19 protein-coding genes and 1 riboswitch are annotated in these 21,522 nt (G+C 70.0%); of the genes, 4 read left to right on the forward strand and 15 right to left on the reverse strand.

The window, feature by feature from the left end:
- Positions 1-70: 70 nt before the first annotated feature.
- The 4 genes from pgaD to pgaA are packed head-to-tail and all read right to left on the reverse strand — an operon-like array spanning position 71 to position 6,618.
- A complete protein-coding gene (gene pgaD / locus L3V85_RS06260) occupies positions 71-655 on the reverse strand; it encodes a poly-beta-1,6-N-acetyl-D-glucosamine biosynthesis protein PgaD (protein WP_237678521.1) in 585 nt (194 codons plus the stop codon).
- Positions 645-1,922: a poly-beta-1,6-N-acetyl-D-glucosamine synthase gene (gene pgaC / locus L3V85_RS06265; protein WP_237678522.1), complete on the reverse strand. Its 1,278-nt coding sequence runs from the start codon at positions 1,920-1,922 to the stop codon at positions 645-647. The genes pgaD and pgaC overlap by 11 nt, the downstream gene beginning before the upstream one ends.
- The gene (gene pgaB, locus L3V85_RS06270) at positions 1,919-3,988 is read right to left on the reverse strand and encodes a poly-beta-1,6-N-acetyl-D-glucosamine N-deacetylase PgaB (protein WP_237678523.1); all 2,070 of its coding nucleotides are present in this window, start codon (positions 3,986-3,988) and stop codon (positions 1,919-1,921) included. Before pgaB ends, pgaC begins: the two co-directional genes overlap by 4 nt.
- The gene (pgaA, locus tag L3V85_RS06275; protein WP_272934772.1) at positions 3,988-6,618 is read right to left on the reverse strand and encodes a poly-beta-1,6 N-acetyl-D-glucosamine export porin PgaA; all 2,631 of its coding nucleotides are present in this window, start codon (positions 6,616-6,618) and stop codon (positions 3,988-3,990) included. The genes pgaB and pgaA overlap by 1 nt, the downstream gene beginning before the upstream one ends.
- 263 nt (positions 6,619-6,881) lie before the next feature.
- Here pgaA and L3V85_RS06280 point away from each other — a divergent pair, with 263 nt between their 5' ends.
- Positions 6,882-7,712 (forward strand): creatininase family protein, encoded by an 831-nt coding sequence (locus tag L3V85_RS06280; protein WP_237678525.1) that lies wholly within the window; start codon positions 6,882-6,884, stop codon positions 7,710-7,712.
- A 13-nt stretch (positions 7,713-7,725) separates the two neighbouring features.
- On the opposite strand, the gene L3V85_RS06285 is transcribed toward L3V85_RS06280, so the two are convergent.
- From L3V85_RS06285 to L3V85_RS06330, 10 genes are read right to left on the reverse strand one after another with little or no spacing between them, the layout of a single operon-like run.
- Positions 7,726-8,697 carry a threonine dehydratase gene (locus L3V85_RS06285; protein ID WP_237678526.1) on the reverse strand — a complete coding sequence of 324 codons (972 nt, stop codon included), beginning with the start codon at positions 8,695-8,697 and terminating at the stop codon, positions 7,726-7,728.
- Between the two features lie 21 nt (positions 8,698-8,718).
- Positions 8,719-9,351, reverse strand: a complete 633-nt coding sequence (locus L3V85_RS06290; protein WP_237678527.1) for a LysE family translocator — start codon at positions 9,349-9,351, stop codon at positions 8,719-8,721.
- 5 nt (positions 9,352-9,356) lie between these two features.
- Entirely contained in the window at positions 9,357-10,049 is a 693-nt protein-coding gene (locus L3V85_RS06295) for a VOC family protein (RefSeq protein ID WP_237678528.1), read from the reverse strand.
- Between the two features lie 15 nt (positions 10,050-10,064).
- On the reverse strand, positions 10,065-10,988 hold the full coding sequence (locus tag L3V85_RS06300) for a PhzF family phenazine biosynthesis protein (protein ID WP_237678529.1): 924 nt from the start codon (positions 10,986-10,988) through the stop codon (positions 10,065-10,067).
- 5 nt (positions 10,989-10,993) lie between these two features.
- Positions 10,994-11,635: a glutathione S-transferase gene (locus L3V85_RS06305; RefSeq protein ID WP_237678530.1), complete on the reverse strand. Its 642-nt coding sequence runs from the start codon at positions 11,633-11,635 to the stop codon at positions 10,994-10,996.
- Positions 11,636-11,685: 50 nt separating this feature from the next.
- Positions 11,686-12,522 (reverse strand): PhzF family phenazine biosynthesis protein, encoded by an 837-nt coding sequence (locus L3V85_RS06310; RefSeq protein ID WP_237678531.1) that lies wholly within the window; start codon positions 12,520-12,522, stop codon positions 11,686-11,688.
- 10 nt (positions 12,523-12,532) lie between these two features.
- Positions 12,533-13,171, reverse strand: a complete 639-nt coding sequence (locus L3V85_RS06315) for a LysE family translocator (RefSeq protein ID WP_237678532.1) — start codon at positions 13,169-13,171, stop codon at positions 12,533-12,535.
- A gap of 34 nt (positions 13,172-13,205) precedes the next feature.
- Positions 13,206-14,408, reverse strand: a complete 1,203-nt coding sequence (locus tag L3V85_RS06320; RefSeq protein WP_237678533.1) for a PLP-dependent aminotransferase family protein — start codon at positions 14,406-14,408, stop codon at positions 13,206-13,208.
- A 53-nt stretch (positions 14,409-14,461) separates the two neighbouring features.
- Positions 14,462-15,445 (reverse strand): DMT family transporter, encoded by a 984-nt coding sequence (locus L3V85_RS06325; protein ID WP_237678534.1) that lies wholly within the window; start codon positions 15,443-15,445, stop codon positions 14,462-14,464.
- The gene (locus tag L3V85_RS06330) at positions 15,442-16,041 is read right to left on the reverse strand and encodes a LysE family translocator (protein ID WP_237678535.1); all 600 of its coding nucleotides are present in this window, start codon (positions 16,039-16,041) and stop codon (positions 15,442-15,444) included. Before L3V85_RS06330 ends, L3V85_RS06325 begins: the two co-directional genes overlap by 4 nt.
- Positions 16,042-16,163: 122 nt before the next feature.
- Between L3V85_RS06330 and L3V85_RS06335 the strand changes: the two genes are divergently transcribed.
- The 3 genes from L3V85_RS06335 to L3V85_RS06345 all read left to right on the forward strand — a co-directional run bounded on the left by L3V85_RS06335 (position 16,164) and on the right by L3V85_RS06345 (position 19,779).
- Complete coding sequence (locus tag L3V85_RS06335) at positions 16,164-17,609, forward strand: PLP-dependent aminotransferase family protein (RefSeq protein WP_237678536.1); 1,446 nt, start codon at positions 16,164-16,166, stop codon at positions 17,607-17,609.
- Positions 17,610-17,700: 91 nt separating this feature from the next.
- A complete protein-coding gene (locus tag L3V85_RS06340) occupies positions 17,701-18,453 on the forward strand; it encodes a PhaM family polyhydroxyalkanoate granule multifunctional regulatory protein (protein ID WP_237678537.1) in 753 nt (250 codons plus the stop codon).
- A gap of 45 nt (positions 18,454-18,498) precedes the next feature.
- Positions 18,499-19,779, forward strand: coding sequence for an FIST signal transduction protein (locus tag L3V85_RS06345; protein WP_237678538.1), 1,281 nt, complete (start codon positions 18,499-18,501; stop codon positions 19,777-19,779).
- A gap of 18 nt (positions 19,780-19,797) precedes the next feature.
- Here L3V85_RS06345 and L3V85_RS06350 read toward each other — a convergent pair whose 3' ends face one another.
- On the reverse strand, positions 19,798-21,099 hold the full coding sequence (locus tag L3V85_RS06350; protein WP_237678539.1) for a D-amino acid dehydrogenase: 1,302 nt from the start codon (positions 21,097-21,099) through the stop codon (positions 19,798-19,800).
- A 93-nt stretch (positions 21,100-21,192) separates the two neighbouring features.
- A riboswitch (glycine riboswitch) is annotated at positions 21,193-21,300 on the reverse strand.
- Positions 21,301-21,522 lie beyond the last annotated feature (222 nt).

The raw sequence follows: 21,522 nt of genomic DNA on the forward strand, positions 1-21,522 counted from the left end.
AAGCACCGCCGCTAAACCCCTGCACCGACGCGGCCGTATGGCCGCCCGGCGCCCCCGTCATCGGCCTGCGTCAGCGCCGGGCCGCGGCGCGTTGCAGCGGCTCGGGCTCCAGCGCGCCCGGCGCGGTGTCGGTGGCGTCGCGCAGGTGGCCGTCATGGTCGTGGTGCACCAGCAGTTGCCGAGTGCGCTGCCAGGTCGACAGGCGCGCGGGCGGCACCTCGATGTACGAGGCCAGCGCGAACAGCGACGACTGCTCCTGGTCGGGCGGCGCTTCGCGCTTTTGCTGATGGCGGCGCCACGGCGCCATCACCAGCATCGACACCAGGATCACGCCGATCACCAGCGCGTACAGGCCCAGCAGATGCAGCACCTCGGGCTGCGAGCGCGCGCCCAGCACGTAGGGCCAGGCGTACCAGATGGCGCAGAACCAGATGGCGATGGTCACGGCCGGGCGCAGCACGCGCAGCCACAGGTACATGGCCATCGTGCGCTGCGGCGAGCGGCCGTTGCCGAAGGCGCTCAGCGAGATGCGCGCGGCGTCGATGATCGGCTCCTCCACCTCGGGCTGGCCCCAGGAGCGGCGTCGGCTCGGCGGCGGCGTGTCGTCGTGCATCTCGGGAAAGCGGCTGTGCGCCGTCGTCTTCTCATGGGGCATCGGAAACTCCTCGGTCAGGGCTCGTCCACACCGCGCGCTTGCCGCGGCGGCGTATCAGGGCTTTGGGAAGGGCGATGACGGTGGTCGCCATCGTGATGGTCCAGAACGCGATCGGATACCAGATCGTTCCGGCGAAATAGCGCATCAGGTCGCGGTCGTAGCGGCGGTCGATCCACAGGCTCAGCAGCATCTGCAGGATGCAGGTCATGGCCAGCAGCGTGCCCTGCCAGTGCGGCAGCAGCGCGGAGTGCCAGGCCGACTCGATCGGCAAAAACGGCCGCACCAGGCTGACGACCAGCACCGCCGCCATCGCATAGGCCCACACCACGCTGGTCATGTACTCGGCATACACCAGCCACATGCGCCAGTTGCGCAGCCGGAGGATGCGCGTGGTGTTGCGCAGCATGGTCTGGATGCCGCCGATGGCCCAGCGCTGGCGCTGCTTCCACAGACCGCGCAAGGTCTCGGGCATCAGGATCCAGCACAGCGCGCGCGGCTCGAAGCGCAGCTTCCAGCCGCCGAGCTGCAGCTTCCAGCTCATGTCGATGTCCTCGGTGAGCACGTCGGGGCTCCAGAAGCCCACGTCGATCACCGCGCGGCGGCGGAACATCGCGATCACGCCCGACACGGTGAACAGCGTGCCCACCAGCTGCTGCGAGCGCTTGATGAGGCCGATGATCGAAGAGAACTCGCCCACCTGCATGCGCCCGAGCAGCGTGGTGCGGGTGCGGATGCGCGGGTTGCCCGTGACGGCGCCGATGCGCTCGGACGCCAGCATGGGCCGCAGCATCCAGGCGATGGCATCCTCGTCGACCAGCGCGTCGCCGTCGATGCCCAGGATGTACTCGCCGCGCGCGAGCTGGCAGGCGGTGTTGAGCCCGACGGCCTTGCCCTGGTTGCTGGCGTTGTGGATCACGCGCAGGCGGCCGTACTCCTTCGTCATGTCGTCGAGCAGCTCGCCGGTGCCGTCGGTGCTGCCGTCGTTCACGGCGATCACTTCGTAGTTCGGGTAGCGCGAGCGCATGAGCTGCTCGATCACTTCGCGCAAGTGCGGCACCTCGTTGAAGCAGGGCACCACCACCGTCACCAAGGGGCGCGAGGGCAGCAGGTCGAGCGGATTGACGTCGACGTCGCGCTTGCGCTCGAACACCCACGCATGCGAGAGCCCGCCCGCCATCCACACATAGGCCATGAAGAACGGGTAGTAGAAGACGAAGCCGAACAGCAGCGACGGCAGCGTCTGCGCAAGGAAATGGCTGGTGGTCATGGGGCCCGCTCTCCTTGCGGCGGCGTGGTCTCGGCCGCCGACGCGCCCAGGGCGCGCGGCAGCATCGTGCGCACCGAGATGGCGCGGCGCACCACGTCGAGCGAGGGCTGGTTGTTCAGGAAGTCGTCGGGGTAGTAGCCCAGGTGGCGCACGCCGGCGCGCTGCAGCAGCGTCCATTGGCGCGCCAGCTCCGCGTCGGCCACGGGCTTGCCGGTGCGCCAGTCGCGCGCCTGCAGTTCGAACACGGTGCCGTCGAGGCCGCGCGGCGTGTCGGCCGCGCGCCGCGCCAGGCGGCCGAGCCAGGCGTCGGCATCGGCTTCCTGTTCCATGCGCGGCATCGCCATCAGCGCGACGTAGTCGTAGGCGGCGAGCGAGGCTTCGTAGTTCTGCGCGAACCACTGCTCGGCCTGGGGCTCGAGCACCGGCCGCGCATAGAGGTTGCGCGCGGTTTCCAGCGCGGGGCGCCAGGCGCCCAGGCGCGCGGCCAGCTCATGCGTGAAGTCGATCAGGTAGCGCGTCTTTGCGGCGGTCCAGCGCGCCATCAGCGCCGGGTCGGCGCGGATCGCGGCCACATCGGGCGGCAGGCCCCACTTCGCATAGGTGGCGAGCGCGGAGGGGCTGGCGTCTTCGTCGTCCGAGAGCGTCGCGTCGTCGTGGAACAGCACGCCCTCGAAGAAGGTGTAGCGGCCCAGGTCTTCGTAGATGTCGCCGACCAGCGTGCGCACCGCGGGGTCGAAGGGCGTGAGGCGGTGGTAGCGGTCGGCCGGCATCTTGCCGCCCTGCGCCATCACCGTGTGCGTGGCCAGCGGGTTCGACGCCGGCAGCCGGAACGCGGTGACCGGCATCCATGCGTACACCTTCACGCCGGTGCGGGTGCGCAGCTGCCAGGCGGCGCGGCCGAACAGGTCGGCGCGCATCGGCAGGTGGCGGTTGGGGAAGTACAGCGCGTTGGCCACGCCGTCGCCGTCGGGGTCGGCGTAGGCCTGCAGGAACACCGAGCGCGGGCGCACGGCGGCCACCCGGTCGATCAGCGCCGACAGGTTGCGCTCCTGCTGGGCCGGGTCGGGGTCGTACACGTAGTCGAGGTCGACGTGCATCACGCGGTTCACCTGCCGCACTTCGCCACCCACCGGGTTGCGCAGCAGCTGCGCGTATTCGGGCGCTTTGTTGTCGTAGGCGGCCAGCGCGCGGCGGATGCGGGTGAGCGGCACGTCGGGGCTGTTGGCGCCGTCGTCGAGCGTGAATGTGATGGGCATGCCGGCGCGCGCCGAGGCTTCCAGCGCGGCCGTGTTGTAGGCGCCGTAGGGCCACACGGTGGCGCGCACCCTGGCGCCGGTGCGCGCCTCGATGATCTCGCGGCTGCGGCGCAGGTCGGCCTCGACGCGGCGCACGTAGGCGTCGTCGTCTTCGTAGCGGCCGGTCTTGGGGTCGTAGCGGTGCGTGGCCGCGGCCGGCAGCATGTTGCCCTGCGGATTGGCGAGGATGCCGGTGTGCATCGCGTCGGTGTGGCTCGCGAATTCGGCCAGGCCGGAGCGAGCCATCTCGGCGACCTCGGGCCACAGCAGGAAGTTCTCGCGCGGCGCGGGCTTGTCGCCCCAGTGCACCAGCTGGCCTTCGGGCACGTCGAGCCAGCTCGTCACCAGCGCGAACAGCGCGGGGTAGTTGTAGCGCTTGAGCAGCGGAAACACCTTGGTGTAGGCGCTGCGGTAGCCGTCGTCGAAGGTCAGCAGCACGGGCCGTGCGGGCAGCGGCTTGCCGCCGGCGCGCGCGTCGACGATCTGCTGCAGGCTCACCGGGTGGTAGCCGCTGAACTGCAGCCAGGCGAACACCTCGGCCAGGGTGCTGTCGTCGATGGCCGTTTCGTCCGGCGACTGCTCGAAGCTGGCGCGCACGCCGGTGCGCACGTCGTGGAAGGAGAGCACGCGAAAGCTCAGCCCGTCGTCGGGGTCCGCGGGCGGCAGCGGCTGCGCGAAGGCGGGCAGCGCCAGTGCCGATGCCGCGGCGAGCACCAGCCACAGCATGGCCGCGCGCAGGAAGGTCATGGGGTTGTCGTCGGTCGTTCGCATCACTGCAGGGGCATCGAGAGGTTCAGGAAGACGCCGCGCTGTCGCTCGCGCACGCCGTCGTAGGGATGGCTGGAAATGCTCAGGCCGTAGCGCAGCGTGAACCTGGGGCCGAGGTCCCAGCGGTGCTCGTAGCGCAGGCTCCACAGCGGGCCGCTGCCGAAGCCGGCCTGGCGGTAGTTGCCGCCCGTGAGCTCCACGGCCTGGAAGAACTGGCGGTCGTCGCGCTTCCAGTTGAGCCACTGCGCGCGCACCGCGAGTTGCGCGGTGCTGTCGCTCGACGGGTTGAAGTAGGGCGTGTCGATGTCGCGGCCGCGGCTAGTGCCGGCGCCCAGGCGCGTTTCGAGCTGGAAGCGCGGCGTGCTCACCCAGCGTTCGCGCCAGCCGAGCTCCAGGCCGTTGTGCAGGTTGCCGTCGCTGAAGTCCAGGCGCTGCCATTGCAGGTCGAAGCGGCGCGACTCGTTCACCACGTAGCCCACGCTCGCGCCGGTCTCGTGCGCGCCGATGCCGGCGACGCGGGCTTTCCACGGCAGCTCCTTGCTGTCGCCGTCGTAGGTGGCCGAAAAGCGCCAGGCATCGCCCGCGCGGTAGTCCACGCGGCCCGCCACGCTGTTGCGGTAGGGACCGCTGTTCGCATGCTGCAGCACGCCTTCGGCCATCCAGCGGCCCTGCTGCCAGCTCAGGCCCAGGCCGCCGCGCGCCCAGTTGGCGTTGCCGATGTCGGTGGTGCCGCGGCCCAGCGTCTGGTCGTAGAACACGCGCCATTGGTCGTCGATGAGGCCGGAGCTGAGCCGGCTGTCGATGCGCCATTCGCGGTTGGCGATGGCCGCGCCGCCCGACGAGGCCTCTGCGTCGACGTCGAGCCGCGGCCCGGTGGCGGCGCGGCGCTTGCGCTCCACGTCGCGCACCTCGGCGGCCTCGGGCACGTCGGCCGCGAGCGACTCGGCGCGTTCGCGGGCCTGGCGGAACTCGCCGGCGTCGAGCAGTGCTTCGACATGGCCGGCGCGCGCGCTGATGTCGTAGGGCTGGTCGGCCGCCTGCGCCTCGAAGCGCGCGACGGCAGCCTCGGGATGCTCGCGCAGCCGCTCGGTCTGGCCCGCGCCATAGGCATAGCCGGCATTCAGCGGCGCATTGCCGGTCAGCGTCGAGAAGCTCTGCTGCGCGAGCGTCGCGCGGTCGGTGTAGAGCTGCAGCAGGCCGCGCATGCCGCTCACGTCGGTGTACTGGCCGTTGGGCCGGCCGGCTTCGGGCGTGAGGCGCATCAGCGCGGGCGTTGCTTCTTCGAGCCGCTTCAGCAGGGCCTCGGCGTCCTCGAAGCGGCCGGTGTCCAGGTAGGCGTAGACCAGGCCGAAGTAGATGTCGTCGGGCATCGGCAGGTCGGCGCCGCCCTTGGCCACGGCCGCTTCGTACAGCGGCACGGCGTCGATCGAGCGGCGCTCCTGCGCGAAGGCGCGGGCCGCGGCGCCGAGGCCCCAGAAGGGCAGGTCGACACCGGCCGCGCGCAGCGATTCGTAGAGCGCGATGGCGTCGGCGGGGCGGCCGCGCTCCACCAGCGCGAGCAGGCGGTCGGACAGCAGCCGCACGCGCAACTGGCGCCATGCGTCGGCGTCCTCAGGCGTGGCTTGGGCGGCCGATGCGTCGAGCCGGGCGAGTGCGGCTTCCTGGTCGGACAACACGCGGTCGAGTGCCGTCACGCGCGCCGCGCCCAGGCGCTGATCGCGTTCCTGGATGGCCCAGTGCAGCCGCTGTGCCAGCGCCTGCTGTTGCAGCGTGGACAAGGCCAGCGGCGAAAAGCTGCCGGGGTGGGCGCGCTCCGCGGTTTCGGCGTCGTCGAAGGCGGTCGACGCGGCGCCGCTGTCCGCGAGCAGGAAGTCGGTTTCGCGGCGCAGGTCGCGGCGGTCGGGCCGCAGCGCGCCGGCCTCGGTGTAGGCGGCGAGCGCCTGCAGCGGCTGCTTCTCGGCGCGAGCCACGGCGCCGCGCAGTTCGAGCAAGGCGACGCGGTCTTCGACCTGCCGGGTCGGTTGCCGAGCGAGCGTGTCGTAGACGGCTTTTGCGCCGGCGATGTCGCCGCTGTCGAGCCGCCAGAAGGCTTCGTGGATGCGCGGTTCGCGCGCGTCCGGCTGCCGGGCGCGCCAGAGGGCGATGACTTCGCCCTGCAGCGCCAGGTCGTGCGTGCGGCGCGCGGCCAGCGCGAGAGGGCCCAGGGCGTAGTCGTTCAGCGCGGCGAGCGGAACCTGGCGGGCGATCGCGACGGCTTCGGCGAACTGGCTGTCGGCTGCTGCGATAGCAACGGCATCGGACACCACGCGCCGTCGTTCGGCGTCGCCGAGCGGCGCGGCGAGCCAGCCCTTCAACTGCTGCAATGCCTGCGCGGCACCGATGCGGTTCGCCCGACGCGCGACGATCAATGCGTCGTGCTGCTGCGCGTCATAGGCTGCCGATGGGTTCGACGCGGGTTCGACGGCCGCGACGGGTGGATTCGCGAAGGCCGCGGATGAAGCACCCAGGGCCAGCGCGCAAACGATCGGTGGAAAACCTCGTGATGCATGTTCGAGGTGACGAGACAAGGCGCAGGCCAGCGCCGACGGACGCCCACCCAAGACCGTGCCTCCAGTTTTTTTCTGGATGAACACTCTGCTCCCTTTGATAGCGCCTTTTGCGCGGCCTGAGGCCGCTGCAAAAGCCGAACTTCCGGCCCTGACAGCGTCGGGACTGGAAGCTCTATAGAAAATTGAATCTGCAAACGACTCTAGATAGAAGTGTTAACAAAAGCAAACTTAAGTGCCAAGAAATGGTTATAAATGTGATTAGATTGGCGTTTTCAGCGCTGGATTCGACAAGTTTTGTCAGACAACGACCCTTCGGAACAGCGCGCCGCCCGGCCTAAGATCGCGTGATGAATGCACCCACGGCCCCCTCGTTGCCCCGCCATTGGTCCCAGCTCACGACGCGCGATTTCGCGGCGCTGGATGCGGCTTCCACCGTCGCCGTGTTGCCGCTGGGCGCGACCGAGCAGCACGGGCCGCACCTGCCGCTGGGCGTGGACACGGTGCTGGCCGACGGCATCGTTGCCGCGTCGCTGCCGCTGCTGCCGGCCGAACTGCCGGTACTGTTTTTGCCCACGCAGCAGATCGGCCTGAGCCCGGAGCACGCGCGCTTCGCGGGCACGCTCACGCTGTCGGCGGAAACATTGATCCGCGTGTGGAACGAGATCGGCGCGGGCGTGGCGCGCGCAGGCGTGAAGAAGCTCGTGCTGTTCAATGCGCACGGCGGCCATGTGGGCGCGATGGACATCGTGGCGCGCGAGCTGCGCGCGGCGCACGGGCTCATCGTCTACAGCGTGAGCTGGTTCAACCTGCCGCTGGGCGAGGCGGGCGAGCGCTTCAGCGCGCACGAGCACCGCTTCGGCGTGCACGCGGGCGAGATCGAGACATCGATGATGCTGGCGCTGACGCCCCAGCTCGTGCGCATGGGTGAGGCGCGCGACTTCAGGTCGACGTCGCAGCAGCGTTCAGCCGACTACGCGCTGCTCGGCAACGGCAAGAGCGCCAAGCTCGGCTGGGCGATGGAGGACTACAACGCGCACGGCGCCGCCGGCAATGCCGCGGCGGCCACGGCCGAGAGTGGCCAGGCGGTCATCGATGCGGCTGCGCGGCAACTGGCGCTGCTGCTGGCCGAGGTGTCGCGGCTGCCGCTGAGCACGGCCAACACGGGGCCGCTGCCGTAGCTGGCCCCGCGGCTCAGGAGGCGGCGCGCGCCAGCACCCCGGCGAACATGTCGGAGTCGACATTGCCGCCGCTCACGCTGATGCCGACCGTCTTGCCGCGCCAGCGTTCCTGCTGCTGGAGCGCGGCTGCCAATGCGGCTGCACCGGCGCCTTCGGCGACGTTGTGCGTGTCGCTGAAAAGAATGCGCATGGCCTCGGCGATCTCGTCGTCGCTCACGCCGATCACGTCGTCGGCCTCGCGCAGGATCACTTCCACCGACTCGGGCACCGGCGTGCGGCAGGCCATGCCGTCGGCCAGCCGCGTGGTCACCGGCGACTCGACCGGCTTGCCCGCGCGGAAGGAGTCGCGGTAGGCCGTGGCGTGCGCGGACACGACGCCGATGAGCTTGGTCTTCGCGCCGCAATGCGCGCGTGCCGCTGCCGCGGCGGCAAAGCCGGAACCCAGCCCGATGGGCACGAACAGCACGTCAGGCGGCGCCGATGCCAGCGCGTCGAAGAATTCCACGTAGGCCGTCGACACGCCGCGCACCAGCTCGCGGTGGAACGAAGGCACGCGGTGCAGCGCGTCGCGCTCGGCCAGCATCGCCGCGTGTTCGGCGGCAGCCTGGAAATCGTCGCCGTGCTCCACCAGCGTGACGCCGAGCGCGCGCATCGCCGCGTTCTTCTCGAGCGAATTGCCGTGCGGCACCACGATGGTCGCGGCCAGGCCGTGCCGCCGCGCTGCGAAGCCGACCGACTGGCCGTGGTTGCCGCGCGTGGCGCTGATGGCATGCCGCACCCCGGGCTGCTCGCGCGCCAGCGTTTCGAAGTAGGTCAGGCCGCCGCGGATCTTGAAGGCGCCGGCCGGCGTGTGGTTCTCGTGCTTGGCCCACACGGTGGCGCCCAGGCGCTGCGCGAGCAGCGGCCATGCGTATTGCGGCGTGGGCGGCATGGCCGAGCGCACGGTGCGCTGCGCGGCTTCGATCTCTTCACGGGTGAATCTCATCGGCGGTCCTTGCTTGATTGCTTACTTGCGTTCGGTCAGCGCCACGCGCACCGCCAGCGCGGCCAGCACGCTGCCCATCACGTAGCGCTGCGCGCGCAGCCAGCCCGCGCTTTGCGACAGCACGGCCGTGATGCTGGCGGCGCCGACGATCATCACCGTGTTGACCGCCGCGCTGGTGGCGATCTGCGCGGCGCCCAGCTGCATGCTTTGCAGCAGCACCGAGCCGCGCTCGGGGTGGATGAACTGCGGAAAGAACGAGAGGTAGAACATCGCCACCTTCGGGTTCAGCAGGTTCGTGAGGAAGCCCATGCGGAACAGCTTGGCGGGCGGATCGGCCGGCAGCGCGCGCGCCTCGAAGGGCGCGGTGCCGCCGGGCTTGACGGCCTGCCAGGCGAGCCACAGCAGATACGCGGCGCCGGCGATGCGGATGGCGTCGAAAGCGATCGGCACGGCCAGCAGCAGCGCCGTGAGGCCGAGCGCCGCGGCGAACAGATGCACCAGGAAGGCCATCAGCACGCCGCCCAGCGAGACCAGTCCGGCGCGGCGGCCCTGGATCAGCGTGCGCGAGACGCAATAGATCATGTTCGGCCCCGGCGTGAGCGCCAGCAGCAGCGAGGCAAGGGCGAACCAGGCGATTTCGGCGAGGGTCAGCATGGCGGTCAGAGTCCTTTGGATTCGAGCGTGACGGGGCCGCGCGGCGTGTCGAGCTGCGCGACGAGGTTGGGCGGCCCGGCATCCACGTGCATGTCCTGCATGCCGATGGCCGACAGGGCCGCGGCAAGGGCGGGCGCGCGTGGGTGCGCGGCGCGCAAGCTGCGCAGTGCAAGGCCGGATTCGGGCATGGCGTCGGTCGGATGCACCGGCCCCCACTGGATCAGCGTGGGCAGCGCGCCGTAGAACAGCCGCTGGCCGTCGTCGCGCACGGTGATCTGCCACTCGAGCCGGCCGGCCGGCGTGTCGCGCGAGGCTTCGAGCAGCTGGCCGCGATCGATATGCGCATGCTCTTCGTGCGACAGGGCGTGGATGGCCGCATGTGCGTCGGGCACTCGGGCGACGAAATGAATCAGCCGCGGCCCCTGCCGCGCGAGGCCGGCCTGCAGCTCGGCGTCGTCCAGGTCGAACCAGCGTCGCGTGCCGGGCCGCGAGGGCTGTTTGCCAGGCTCGATCGCGATGATCTCCAGGTAGGCGGCCGGGAAGGCGTCGCTCGCGATCTTCAGCAGCCGGTTGTGCGTGCCCATCAGCGGATGGGTGCCGCCGGGCCCCGGCACCACGCCGAGCGTGCTTTCGCACCACGCCGCGCCCTCGTCGAGCGAGGCGGCGGCGATCACGAGATGGTCGAGCCGGGCTTGCATCGCGGGTGCGCCGGCTTACAGCGTGACCTGGCCGTCGATGCAGGTCACGGCGTCGCCGCCGACCCAGATCCGGCCTTCGGCGTCGCGCTCGATGTACACGCGCCCGGCGCGGCCCAGGCACTGGCCTTGCGCCGCAAGGTAGCGCTCGGGCATGTGGCCGTCGGCGATCAGCCACTCGGCCAGGCTCGCGTTGAGGCTGCCGGTGACCGGGTCTTCCTGCACGCCGATGGGCTCGGCGAAGGCGCGCACCTCGAGGTCGATCTTGGCGCCGTCGTTGTACTCGGCGGCCGGGCGGTTGCCGAAGGCGCGGGCCTCGCGGTTCGAGCGGCCGATCAGCGGCGAGACGTCGACCGCCGCGGGAACGCCCGCCACGCCGGCCTTCACGCCCAGTTCCTTGAGCGCGCGGTGGTCGGGCGTGAGCGCCAGCACGGCATCGGCGTCATTGACCAGCAGGCCGAACCAGACGGGGCCGTTGTCGAGCACCTGCGCCGCGATGATCTGCTGCGCCTTCAGGCCCAGCGCGCCGGCCACCTTGGCCAGCAGCGCGGGGCTGGGCGCGCTGCGCTTGAGCGGCGGCGCGGCAAAGGCCAGCCGCTCGCCCTCGCGGCGCAGCGGCACCAGGCCCGCGCCGCATTGCTGCACCACCATGCCGGGCGCCTTGGGCTTGCCGCCGGCCTGCAGCCAGGCATGGCAGCTGCCGATGGTCGGATGGCCGGCAAAGGGCAGCTCGCCGCCGGGCGTGAAGATGCGCACGCGGTAGTCGGCCGTCGGCTCGGTGGGCGGCAGCAGGAAGGTGGTTTCGGACAGGTTGGTCCACTGCGCGAAGCGCTGCATCGTGGCGTCGTCGAGTCCGTTGCCGTCGATCACCACCGCGAGCGGGTTGCCGCGGTAGGCGGTGGCCGTGAAGACGTCGACTTGCTTGAAGGGGCGGGATTTCATCAGGTTCATTCGAGGGTGAGATCGAGCACGCCGCGCGTGCCCGGGCGGGAGAGCAATTCCGAATACCAGCGTTCCAGGTTCGGCCAGTTCGGGCGGCGGTACTCGGCCCCCGGAAGACCGAACCAGCGGTGCGCTTCGCAGCCGACGGGAATGTCGGCCATCGTGAAGCTGTCGCCGCCGATGTAGGCGCGCCTGGCCAGATGCGCGTCGAGCATCGCGAACAGCGCCTCGCTTTCGCGCACCGATGCCTCGATGAGCGCCGGCTGGCGTTCCGAGGGCGGCGTGCGTACCCACTGGATGAAGGCGTCTCGGGTCGCGCGGTTCAGCGTGGTCTGCTGCCAGTCCATCCAGCGTTCGGCGTCGAAGCGCGCTGGCAGTTCGCTCGGGTAGAACTTGCCGTGCGAATGCCTGGCGCAGAGGTAGCGCACGATCACGTTCGACTCCCACAGCGTCACGCGCTCGGCGCCTTCGCCGTCGTCGATGGCGGGCACCATGGCGTTCGGGTTGAGCGCCAGGTACTCGGGCGTCTGCACCACGCCGAACTTGCCGCCGGCCTCGGTGCGCTGGAAGTCGAGCCCGAGTTCCTGCGCGCACCACACCACCTTGCGGACATTGATCGAACTGATGCGGCCCCAGATGTTGAGCATGGTCGGGTTTTCTTTCTTCTCTTGAAGGTTCGGTTGATCGATTGAAGGCTTCAGGCCTGCATGAGGCGCGCGGTGCCCGACACGCGGATCGAGCTGCCCGGCGCGGGCGGAATCGCGGCCCGCAGGCGCGACAGCATGCCCATGTCCTCGCCCTGCACCACGTCGATGGCGCCGCCGTGCGGCCAGGCGATGTCGCGCAGGTAGCCGGCCAGCGCGGCCGTGGCGGCGCCGGTGGCGGGGTCTTCGTAGACGCCGCCGGAAGCAAAGGGGTTGCGCGTGTGCAGCAACCGGGGAGTTTCGGCGAAGACCAGCACGATGGTCGTGAGGCCGGCACCGGCCATCAGCGCGCGGCCGGCCTCCAGCTCGTAGTGCATGGCCGACAGCGCGGCGCGGCTCTTCAGCGCCAGCACCAGGTGGTCGGCGCCCGCATGGGCGATGGCCGGCGGGATGCGCGCATCGAGGTCTTGCGCCGTGTAGCCGAAGAGCGCCAACGCCTCGGACAGCAGCGCCTGCGATGCGGGCGCGCTGCGCGTGGGCGGAGACTGCAGCGCGGCGGAAAACAGGGCGCCGTCGCGCCGGCCTTCCACGGTGATCCGCGCCTGGTTGAGGGTGAGCGGGAACACGCCGTCGCCTTGCTGCATCGCCAGTGCGGCGCCCAGCGCGATGGTCGCGTGGCCGCAGAACGGCACTTCGGACTGCGGCGCGAAATAGCGCACGCGCCAGCTGCCGTCGTCGGCACGGGCGGCGAACGCGGTTTCGGAGAAACCGACTTCCGCGGCGGTGGCCTGCATCCGGTCCGCGGCGGGCAGCGTGTCCGCGATGACGACGCCGGCGGGGTTGCCGCCGGTCTCTCCATCCGAGAAGGCCGCGATCTTCAGAACGTTCATGGGCGCCTTTTCAGCGAGGGGAAGGACGATCGAGGAAGAGCAGGCGCACGGCCAGCCCCAGCATCACTGCGGCCAGCAGGCCGCTCTGGAAACGCGCCGCGCCGGGCCGGTTGTGCAGCCAGCGCCCGACCTGCCCGCTGCATGCGCCCAGCAGGGTGTTGAAGGCCAGCGCGGCCATCGACAGCACCACGCCCAGTTGCACCAGCTGCAGCGGCACGCTGCCGCGCGCGGGGTCGACGAACTGCGGCAGGAACACCATGAAGAACAGCAGCGCCTTCGGATTCACCAGGTTGTTCAGCAGCGCCATGCGCACGATGCGGCCGAAGCCTGCCGGCTGCGCCTTCGCGCCGATGCGAAGGCCGCCGCCGTCACGCAGGGCCTGCATCGCCAGCCACGCCAGGTACAGCGCGCCGGCATAGCGCAGCAAGTCGAACGAAGGCGGCCATGCAGCAACCAGCGCGGTGACGCCGGTGGCCGCGAACAGCGTGTGGACCAGGTCCGCCGCCGAGATGCCGAGCGCCGCCGCGAACCCACCGCGCGGTCCGTGCGCCACGCCGTGCGACAGCACGAACGCCATGTTCGGGCCCGGCGACAGGAACAGCGCCAGCACCGCCAGCAGGAACAGCGAGAGGGTCGCGAGGCCGATCATGGGCGCATCCTGTGCTGGCGGGCTGCCTCGGGCCTCAGATCTGCGCGGCGGCCAGCTTCGTGTCGCCGAGCAGCGCCAGCTCTTCGCGCAGCGTCTGGGCCAGCGCGGCGATGGCGGTGTCGATCTCTTCCACGCTGGCGGTCACGAACGACAGCCGCAGCGTGCGCGGATCGCCCTGGCCCGCGTAGAACGGCGCGCCGGGCACGAAGGCCACGTTGCGCTCCACGGCCTTGGGCAGCAGCGTGACGGTGTCGACGCCCTCGGGCAGGCGCGCCCACAGGAACATGCCGCCCTTGGGCGCATTGAACTTCACGTCCAGGCCCGCCATCTCGCGCTTGAGCGCGGCGATCATCGCGTCGCGCTGGCGCTTGTACAGCGCGCGGATGGTGGGCACGTGGCGGTCGAGGAACTTGTCCTTCATCACGGCCGAGACCATGCGCTGCGTGAAGATCGGCGTGTGCAGGTCGACGGCCTGCTTGGCCTGCAGCAGTTTCGGGTAGATCGACTTGGGCGCCACCAGGAAGCCCAGGCGCAGGCCGGGCGCCAGCACCTTCGAGAACGAGCCCAGGTAGATCACGCCCTCGGGGTTGCGCGCGGCTAGCGGCAGCGGCGGGGCTTCGTCGAACCAGAGTTCGCCGTAGGGGTTGTCCTCGACGATCGGCAGGTTGGCGGCAGCGGCGGCGGCCGACACGGCGGCGCGGCGCTCCTCGGTCATGGTGCGGCCCGTGGGGTTCTGGAAGTTGGGCAGCAGGTAGACGAAGCGCGCGTCCTTGGCCTTGGCCACGAGGTCGTCGACGACCACGCCTTCGTCGTCGCTCGCCACGCCCACGGGGTTCGGCTCCATCGGGCCGAAGGCCTGCAGCGCGCCGAGGTAGGTGGGCGTTTCGACCAGCACCTTGCTGCCCGGATCGATCAGCACCTTGGCCACAAGGTCGAGGCCCTGCTGCGAGCCGGTGGTGATGAGCACCTGCGAGGCGTCGACGTCCCACGGCAGCATGTCGGCCACGGCCTGGCGCAGCGGCGCGTAGCCTTCGCTGGCGGCGTACTGCAGCGCGGCCTGGCCGTCGTTGTGCAGTACTTCGGCGCAGGCGTCGGCGAACGCCTGGATCGGGAAGGTCTTGGGCGAGGGCAGGCCGCCGGCCAGGCTGATGATGCCGGGGCGTTCGGTGACCTTCAGGATTTCACGCAGCACCGAGGGGTTCATCTTTGCGGCGCGTGCGGCGAGTTTCCAGTTCATGGCTTTCTTCTTTCAGGCGGTGAGGTGAGATTCGAATGAGACGGTAAGGCGGATCAGCGTCCGCGCGGGCCGGCCTTGCCGGCGGCTGCAGCCGCCATTTTCGGCGCTGCGGCCTTTGTTGGGGGCGCGGGGCTTGCCGGCTGGGACAGCCGCTTGCCGACGACCACGGTGGCCACCACCGCGATCGCGAAGCCCAGCGTCACCACGTCCAGCGGTTCGCCCAGCAGCGGGATCGACGCGAGGATCGACAGGAATGGTTGCAGCAGTTGCGTCTGGCTCACACGCAGCGCGCCGCCCAGCGCCAGGCCGCGATACCAGGCGAAGAAACCGATCCACATCGAGAACATTCCGACATAGACGAAGCCGAGCCAGGCCGAAGTGGCGACGGGCTGCCGAGGCCACAGCGCCAGCGTAGCCGGCAGCGTGACGGGCAGCGCCATCACGCAGACCCAGCAGATCACGCGTTCGGCGCCCAGCGACGGCGTGACCTGCGCGCCGTAGATGTAGCCGAACGATGCCGCGATGACCGCGCCGACCAGCAGCAGGTCGGCCCATTCGAAGCCGAAGCCGTGCCCCGTCTGGCTCGCGCGCAGCACCGAGAAAGCGACCACCAGCAGGCTGCCCGCGACCGCGCAGAGCCAGAAGCCCAGCCGCGCGCGCTGGTGCAGCACCCAGGCCGCGACGGCGGCCGTGACCAGCGGCAGCAGCGCCGTCACCACCGCCGCATGGCTGGCCGTGACCACGCGCAGCGCGTAGGCCAGCAGCAGCGGAAAGCCGATCGCGTTGCCCAGCACCGCCACGCCCAGCGGCTTCCACTGGTGCGCGGCCGGTCGCGGCGAGCGCGTGACCAGCAGGAAGATGGCCGACAGCACGCCGGCCAGCGCCGCGCGCCCGAGGGTGACGAACCACGGCGACAGCTGCGGCGACTCCTGCGAGCCGATGGCAAGGCGCGTCATCGGCAGCGTGATGGCGAACATGGCCACGCCGACGACGCCCAGCCACATGCCCAGCGTTTCGTCCTTGATGCCCGGCTTCATACGCTCACCATCCACCACGCGGTGAGCACGAGCACCAGGCCCATCGCGCGGTTGAACCACAGCAGCCGCGCGCCCTTGGACAACCAGTCGCGCAGCAGGGCGCCGACCAGCGCATAGGCGAAGTTGCTGGCGAAGGCGAAGACCAGCATCACCGGCGCCACGATGGCGAAGCGGCCCAGCGCGTCGGGCTGCCCGGCGATCCAGCCGGCCACCAGCGTGAGCGCCAGCAGCCAGGCCTTGATGTTGACGAACTGCAGCATCACGCCCTGGCCGAAGCCGACCGAGAGGCTGGCGCTGTCGGCCTTGCCGAGCGTGGCGCTGCCGCTGAGCTTGTATGCCAGCCACAGCAGGTAGCCGATGCCCAAGGCCTTGATGGCCACCCGCAGCGGCGGCACCGCCACCACCAGCGCGCCGATGCCGGCGGCGCACAGCACCAGCAGCAAGGTCCAGCCGACCGGCACCGCGACCACGAAGCGCATCGCGCGCGGCAGGCCGCCGTTGGCCGCCAGGGCGGTCGAGAGCGTGGTGTTGGGCCCGGGCGAAAAACTCATCGCCGTGGCCAGCACCAGCAGCGCGGTGAATTCTTGCCAGTTCATGACACACACTCTAAACTTGTGACCATTACAGTTCCAGTACAGATGATCGAACAAACACCGAAACTGTATTGGTCATTCCTTCGGCACAGAGCCCACAAGGCTCTTCAGGGATACGGGAACGCATGCTGACAAGAACCTCCACGCAGTCGCTCACGGGACAGCTGGCCGACCGGCTGGCCGAACGCATCCGAACCCGGCTCTTGCCGCCCGGTGCGCGGCTGCCCTCGGTGCGCGAATGCGCGCGGCAGCAGGGGGTGAGCCCGTACACGGTCGTCGCCGCCTACGACCAGTTGCTGGCGCAGGGGCTGGTCGAGGCCCGCCGGCAGCGCGGTTTCTACGTGCGCGACGCCGCGCCGGTACAGGACGGCCGCCCGGCCAACGGCGCGGACGCCGCCGGCGTGATCGGCATGCCCGCCGCCATTGCCGTGCAGATGATGGCCTCGCGCGTGCCCGCCGATGCCAGTTCGCTGATCCGCAGCATGTTCCACCGCCCGAGCGACAAGCCGCAGCCGGGCATGGGCGTTTTCCCGCCCGACTGGATGTCTTCGACCTTCATGCCCACGGCCGTGCGGCGCATGACCAATACAGCCGCGCTGCAGGAGCTGTCGCTCCAGTACGGCGAGCCGGCCGGCGACATGAGCCTGCGGCGCAGCCTGTCGCAGAAGCTGGTGGGCATCAACGTGCCGGCTTCGCCCGACCAGATCGTGACCACCATCGGCGCCACGCACGCGCTGGACATCGTGAGCCGCACGCTGCTGCGCGCGGGCGACCCGGTGATGGTCGAGGAGCCCGGATGGGCGCTCGAATTCGCGCGGCTCGAGGCGCTGGGCATGCGCATCCTGCCGGTGCCGCGCCGCGCCGACGGGCCCGACCTGGAAGTGATGGCGCAGTACTGCAAGCTGCACAGCCCCAAGCTGTTCGTGAGCGTGAGCGTGCTGCACAACCCCACCGGCTACAGCCTCACGCCGGGCAGCGCGCACCGCGTGCTCAAGCTGGCGAACGAATACGACTTCCACATCGTCGAGGACGACACCTACAGCCACCTCGCGCCCGAACACGCCACCCGTCTCAGCGCGCTCGACGGGCTGCAGCGCACCATCTACGTGAGCGGCTTCGCCAAGATCCTGGCGCCCAACTGGCGCATCGGCTTCTTCGCCGCGCCGCCCGCGCTGAAAGAGCGGCTGCTGGAGACCAAGCTGCTGGCCACGCTGACCTCGCCCACGCTGTTCGAGCGGGCGCTGTCGTGGTGCATCGACCAGGGGCAGCTTCGCCGGCATTCGGAGCGGGTGCGCATCCGCCTGGACGGCGCGCGGGGCCGGGCGGTGAAGCTGGCGATGTCGCACGGCTGCACCTTCGCGTCGGAGCCGGCGGGGCTGTTCGGCTGGGTCGACACGGGCGTGGACACCGACGCGCTCACGCAGCGCATGCTCGACCAGGGCTACCTGCTGGCGCCGGGCTCGCTCTTTCATGCGCGCCGCCCGCCGAGCACCATGATGCGCATCAACTTCGCGACCTCGCAGGATGCGACGTTCTGGAAGGTTTTCAGCAAGGTCCGCGACGAACTCTGACGGCAGGTAAATCCGCGCGCCGGCCGGGCCGGACGGCAAGGGCTTGGAGTAAGCTGGGAACACAAGAAAACCCTCCCAGGAGACCCTCCGCATGAGCAACGCCAGCAAGCCCTTCGACTTCAGCCAGTTCGTCCCCGGATTCGACTTCCTGAAGAACCTCGCCGGCGGTTCGGGCGCTGGCGCCGTGCCCGGCATTCCGAGCCTCGCGAGCTGGGTCGCGCCCACGCTGAGCGTGGAAGAGGTCGACAAGCGCATCCAGGAGCTCAAGACGGTCCAGTACTGGCTCGAGCAGAACGGCCACGCGCTCAAGGCCACCATCCAGGCGCTCGAAGTGCAGAAGATGACGCTGTCGACGCTGCGCGGCATGAACGTTCGCATGGAAGACATCGCGAGCGCGTTCACCAAGCAGGCTGCGGCCATGGCCCCGGCGCCCGTGGCGGCAGCGCCCGCCGCCGCGCCCGAGCCGGAACCCGAAGAGGTCGAGGAAGAAGACGAGCTTCCCGAGGAAGAGGCAACCCCGGCGCCGAAGAAATCGCGCGCGCGGCCGGCCGCCGCCAAGTCGAAGGCCGCCGACGGCGCCGGCGTGGTCGACCCCATGCAGTGGTGGGGCTCGCTCACCGAGCAGTTCCAGCAGATCGCCAGCTCGGCGCTGCAGGACGCCGCGCAACTGAAAGTGCCGGCCATGGCCCAGCCGCTGGCCGACGCGGTCGGCAAGGCGATGGGCGGCAAGCCGGCGGCAACGGCGGCCCGCAAGCCTGTCGCCGCGGCAAAGAAAGCGGCGGCTCCGGCCGCCAGGAAGAAGACGTCGACCGCCGCGCGCAAGCGAACCTCCAGCCGGCGCTGACGTCATACCCATATATTTTTGGAAAAGAACGGGTTGGCACGCATCATGAAACTGTTTCCTTCCGGCCATGCCACCCATCCGCAATGGCGCATGGCGGCCGGCCTCGTGCTGGCCCAATTGCGCGCACAGATGGCATTGCCCGACTACGCGTCGTCGCCGACGCTCGGGCTGCTCTACATCACCGACCACTACGCCGCCGAGGCGCAGGACATCCTCGATCACCTGAGCGCCGAGTTGCCCGAGGTCACCGACTGGTCGGGCACCGTCGGCGTCGGCGTGGCGGCCAACAACGCCGAGTACTTCGACGAGCCCGGCATGACGCTGATGCTCTGCGCGCTGCCCAGCGACCAGTACCGTGTGTTTTCGGGCGTGGCGCCGCTGGGCAACTCCGAAATGAGCGGCTTCGAGGCCCATACCGCGCTGGTGCACGCCGACCCGGCCACGCCTGACCTGACCGAGCTGATCGCCGAGATGGCGGGCCGCACCGACACCGGCTACCTGTTCGGCGGACTCTCGTCGGGCCGGGGTGGCGCGCTGCAATTCGCGATCGGCGGCAACGGCAACATTCGCGGCCACGGGGCGGCGGGCGGGGTGTTTTCAGGCGGCCTGTCGGGCGTGGTGTTCGGCGACGGCGTGCGGCTGGTGTCGCGCGTCACGCAGGGCTGCCAGCCGCTGCGCTCGGGCGCGGTGCGTGAACGCGAGATCACCGAGGCCGAAGGCAACCTGCTGCTCAAGCTCGACGGCGAGCCCGCGCTCGACGTGCTGCTGGCCGACCTGCAGGTGTCGCTGGAGCGGCCGCAAGAGGCCATCGACGCCGTGCGCAACACGCTGGTCGGGCTGGCCGATGCGGGCAGCGACGGCATCCGCCGTACCGGCGACCTGGGCGCCGACGTGCTGGTGCGCCACATCATCGGGCTCGACCCGACGCGGCGCGGCATCGCCATTGCCGACACGGCCGAAGCCGGCATGCGGCTGACCTTCTGCCGCCGCAACGCGCAGGCCGCGCGGGCCGACCTGATGCGCATCTGCGCCGAAATCCGCGAAGAGCTGGAGCCCGAGGAGCAGACGCTGGCCACCGCGCGCGCCGTGGCGGCGGGCGAGGCCGAGGCGGCGCCGCATCCGGCGCGGCGCATTGCGGGGGCGGTGTACGTGAGCTGCTCCGGACGCGGAGGGCCTCATTTCGGCGCGCCGGGCGCGGAACTGCAGATCGTGCGGCACGCGCTGGGCGACGTGCCGCTGGTCGGATTTTTTGCCGCAGGGGAGATCGCGCGGCACCACCTATATGGCTATACGGGGGTGCTGACGGTGTTCACTGCCGACGACTGAACGCGGCCCGGCCGCCGATCAGGCCGGCTGCAGCACGCGCGGCTGCGGCGCCGGCATTCCCGTGAACGCGAAATCCACCTCCGGCGCCAGCCCGCTCACGATGCGCGCGATCGACTTGCCCGAGCCGCAGGCGTGCGTCCAGCCGAGCGTGCCGTGGCCGGTGTTCAGGAACAGGTTCGCGAGCTTCGTCTTGCCGATCAGCGGCACGTTGCTTGGGGTGGCGGGGCGCAGGCCGGTCCAGAACTGGGCCCGCGTAGTGTCGCCGGCGCCGGGGAACAGCTCTTCGACACGGCGCACGATGGCTTCGCAGCGCACGCGGTTCAGGTCGCGGTCGTAGCCGTTGAGCTCGGCGGTGCCCGCGATGCGCAGGCGGTCACCCGACTCCGAGGTGTAGCGCGAGAACACCAGTTTGAATTCGTCGTCGGTCAGCGAGACCTGATGCGCCTTGGAGGCGTCCTTGACGGGCAGCGTGACCGAGTAGCCCTTGGCCGGGTAGATCGGCAGGCGGATGCCCAGCGGCGCCGCCAGCAGCGGGCTCAGCGAGCCCATCGCCATCACGAAGGCATCGCCGCGGATGCGCTGGAAGCGGCCTTCGGCGTCGGTGACTTCGACGTGGTCGATGCCGCCGCCGGCCTCGCGCAGGGCGGTGACGGTGTGGCTCATTAGGAATTTCACGCCGGCTTCAGCCGCGAGGCGCGACAGCTCGCGCGCGAAGCGGTTGGCGTCGCCGGACTCGTCCTCGGCTGTGTAGGTCGCGCCCGCCAGCTTGGGGCGGATGTGGGCGAGGGCGGGTTCGATCTTCACAGCCTCGTCGGCCGAGATCACTTGGCGCTCGCAGCCGAGGGCGCGCATCTGCTCGGCGGGCGCGAGGGCGCCGTCGAACTCCTTCTGCGTCGTGTAGAAGTGGAGGATGCCCTGGGTGCGCTGGTCGTAGTCCAGACTGGTGTCGCGGCGCAATTGCTGCAACATCTCGCGGCTATATGTGCCAAGACGCACGATCTGCTCGATGTTGTGGCGTGTGCGCGCCGGCGTGCATTCGCGCAGGAACTGCAGGCCCCAGAGCCACTGGCGCATGTCGGCGCGGATGCGGAACAGCAGCGGAGCGTCTTCCTTGCCAAGCCACTGAAGCACCTTGAGTGGCGCGCTGGGGTTGGCCCAGGGTTCGGCATGGCTGACGGAAATTTGCCCGCCGTTGGCGAAGCTGGTTTCGGCGGCCGGCGTGGCCTGCCGGTCGATCACGGTCACTTCGTGGCCGAGTTGCTGGAGGTAGTAAGCCGAGGTCACGCCGAGCAGGCCGGCGCCAAGAACGATCACGCGCATTTCAAGTACCTTTGAGGTGCTGCGCTTGAATGGCGGGCGTGGATGTGTACTATTGAATTAATAGCAAGCAACCGGACGACCGCTGTCCAAGTTGCCGCTCCCCCTGTCCTCGGTACCTGAGAGATTCATCCGTTGCGCCATTGCAACGAATTTGCTCCTTCGGTGCGCCACATGACGTGGCGGCTCTCCAGACGGCGTTTCAGTTGATGCAGTACTGACCCCTTGCCGAAATTCCAAGATTTCGTCGGGCCGACCTGAGCGTTTATGGGAGTTTGCGCCTTCGGTAGGGCCACCGGGGTGGCTCGCTCTCCTGCAGTTGAGGAATTGTAGGCGGGGCCTGTGCGGGCGCCAAGCCTTTCACAACCGCGTCATCAAGCCACGCTGAGTGACGCGTCTTGAAACACATCGCCGATGGGATAATGC

The organism is Variovorax paradoxus (assembly GCF_022009635.1).
Taxonomy (GTDB): domain Bacteria; phylum Pseudomonadota; class Gammaproteobacteria; order Burkholderiales; family Burkholderiaceae_C; genus Variovorax.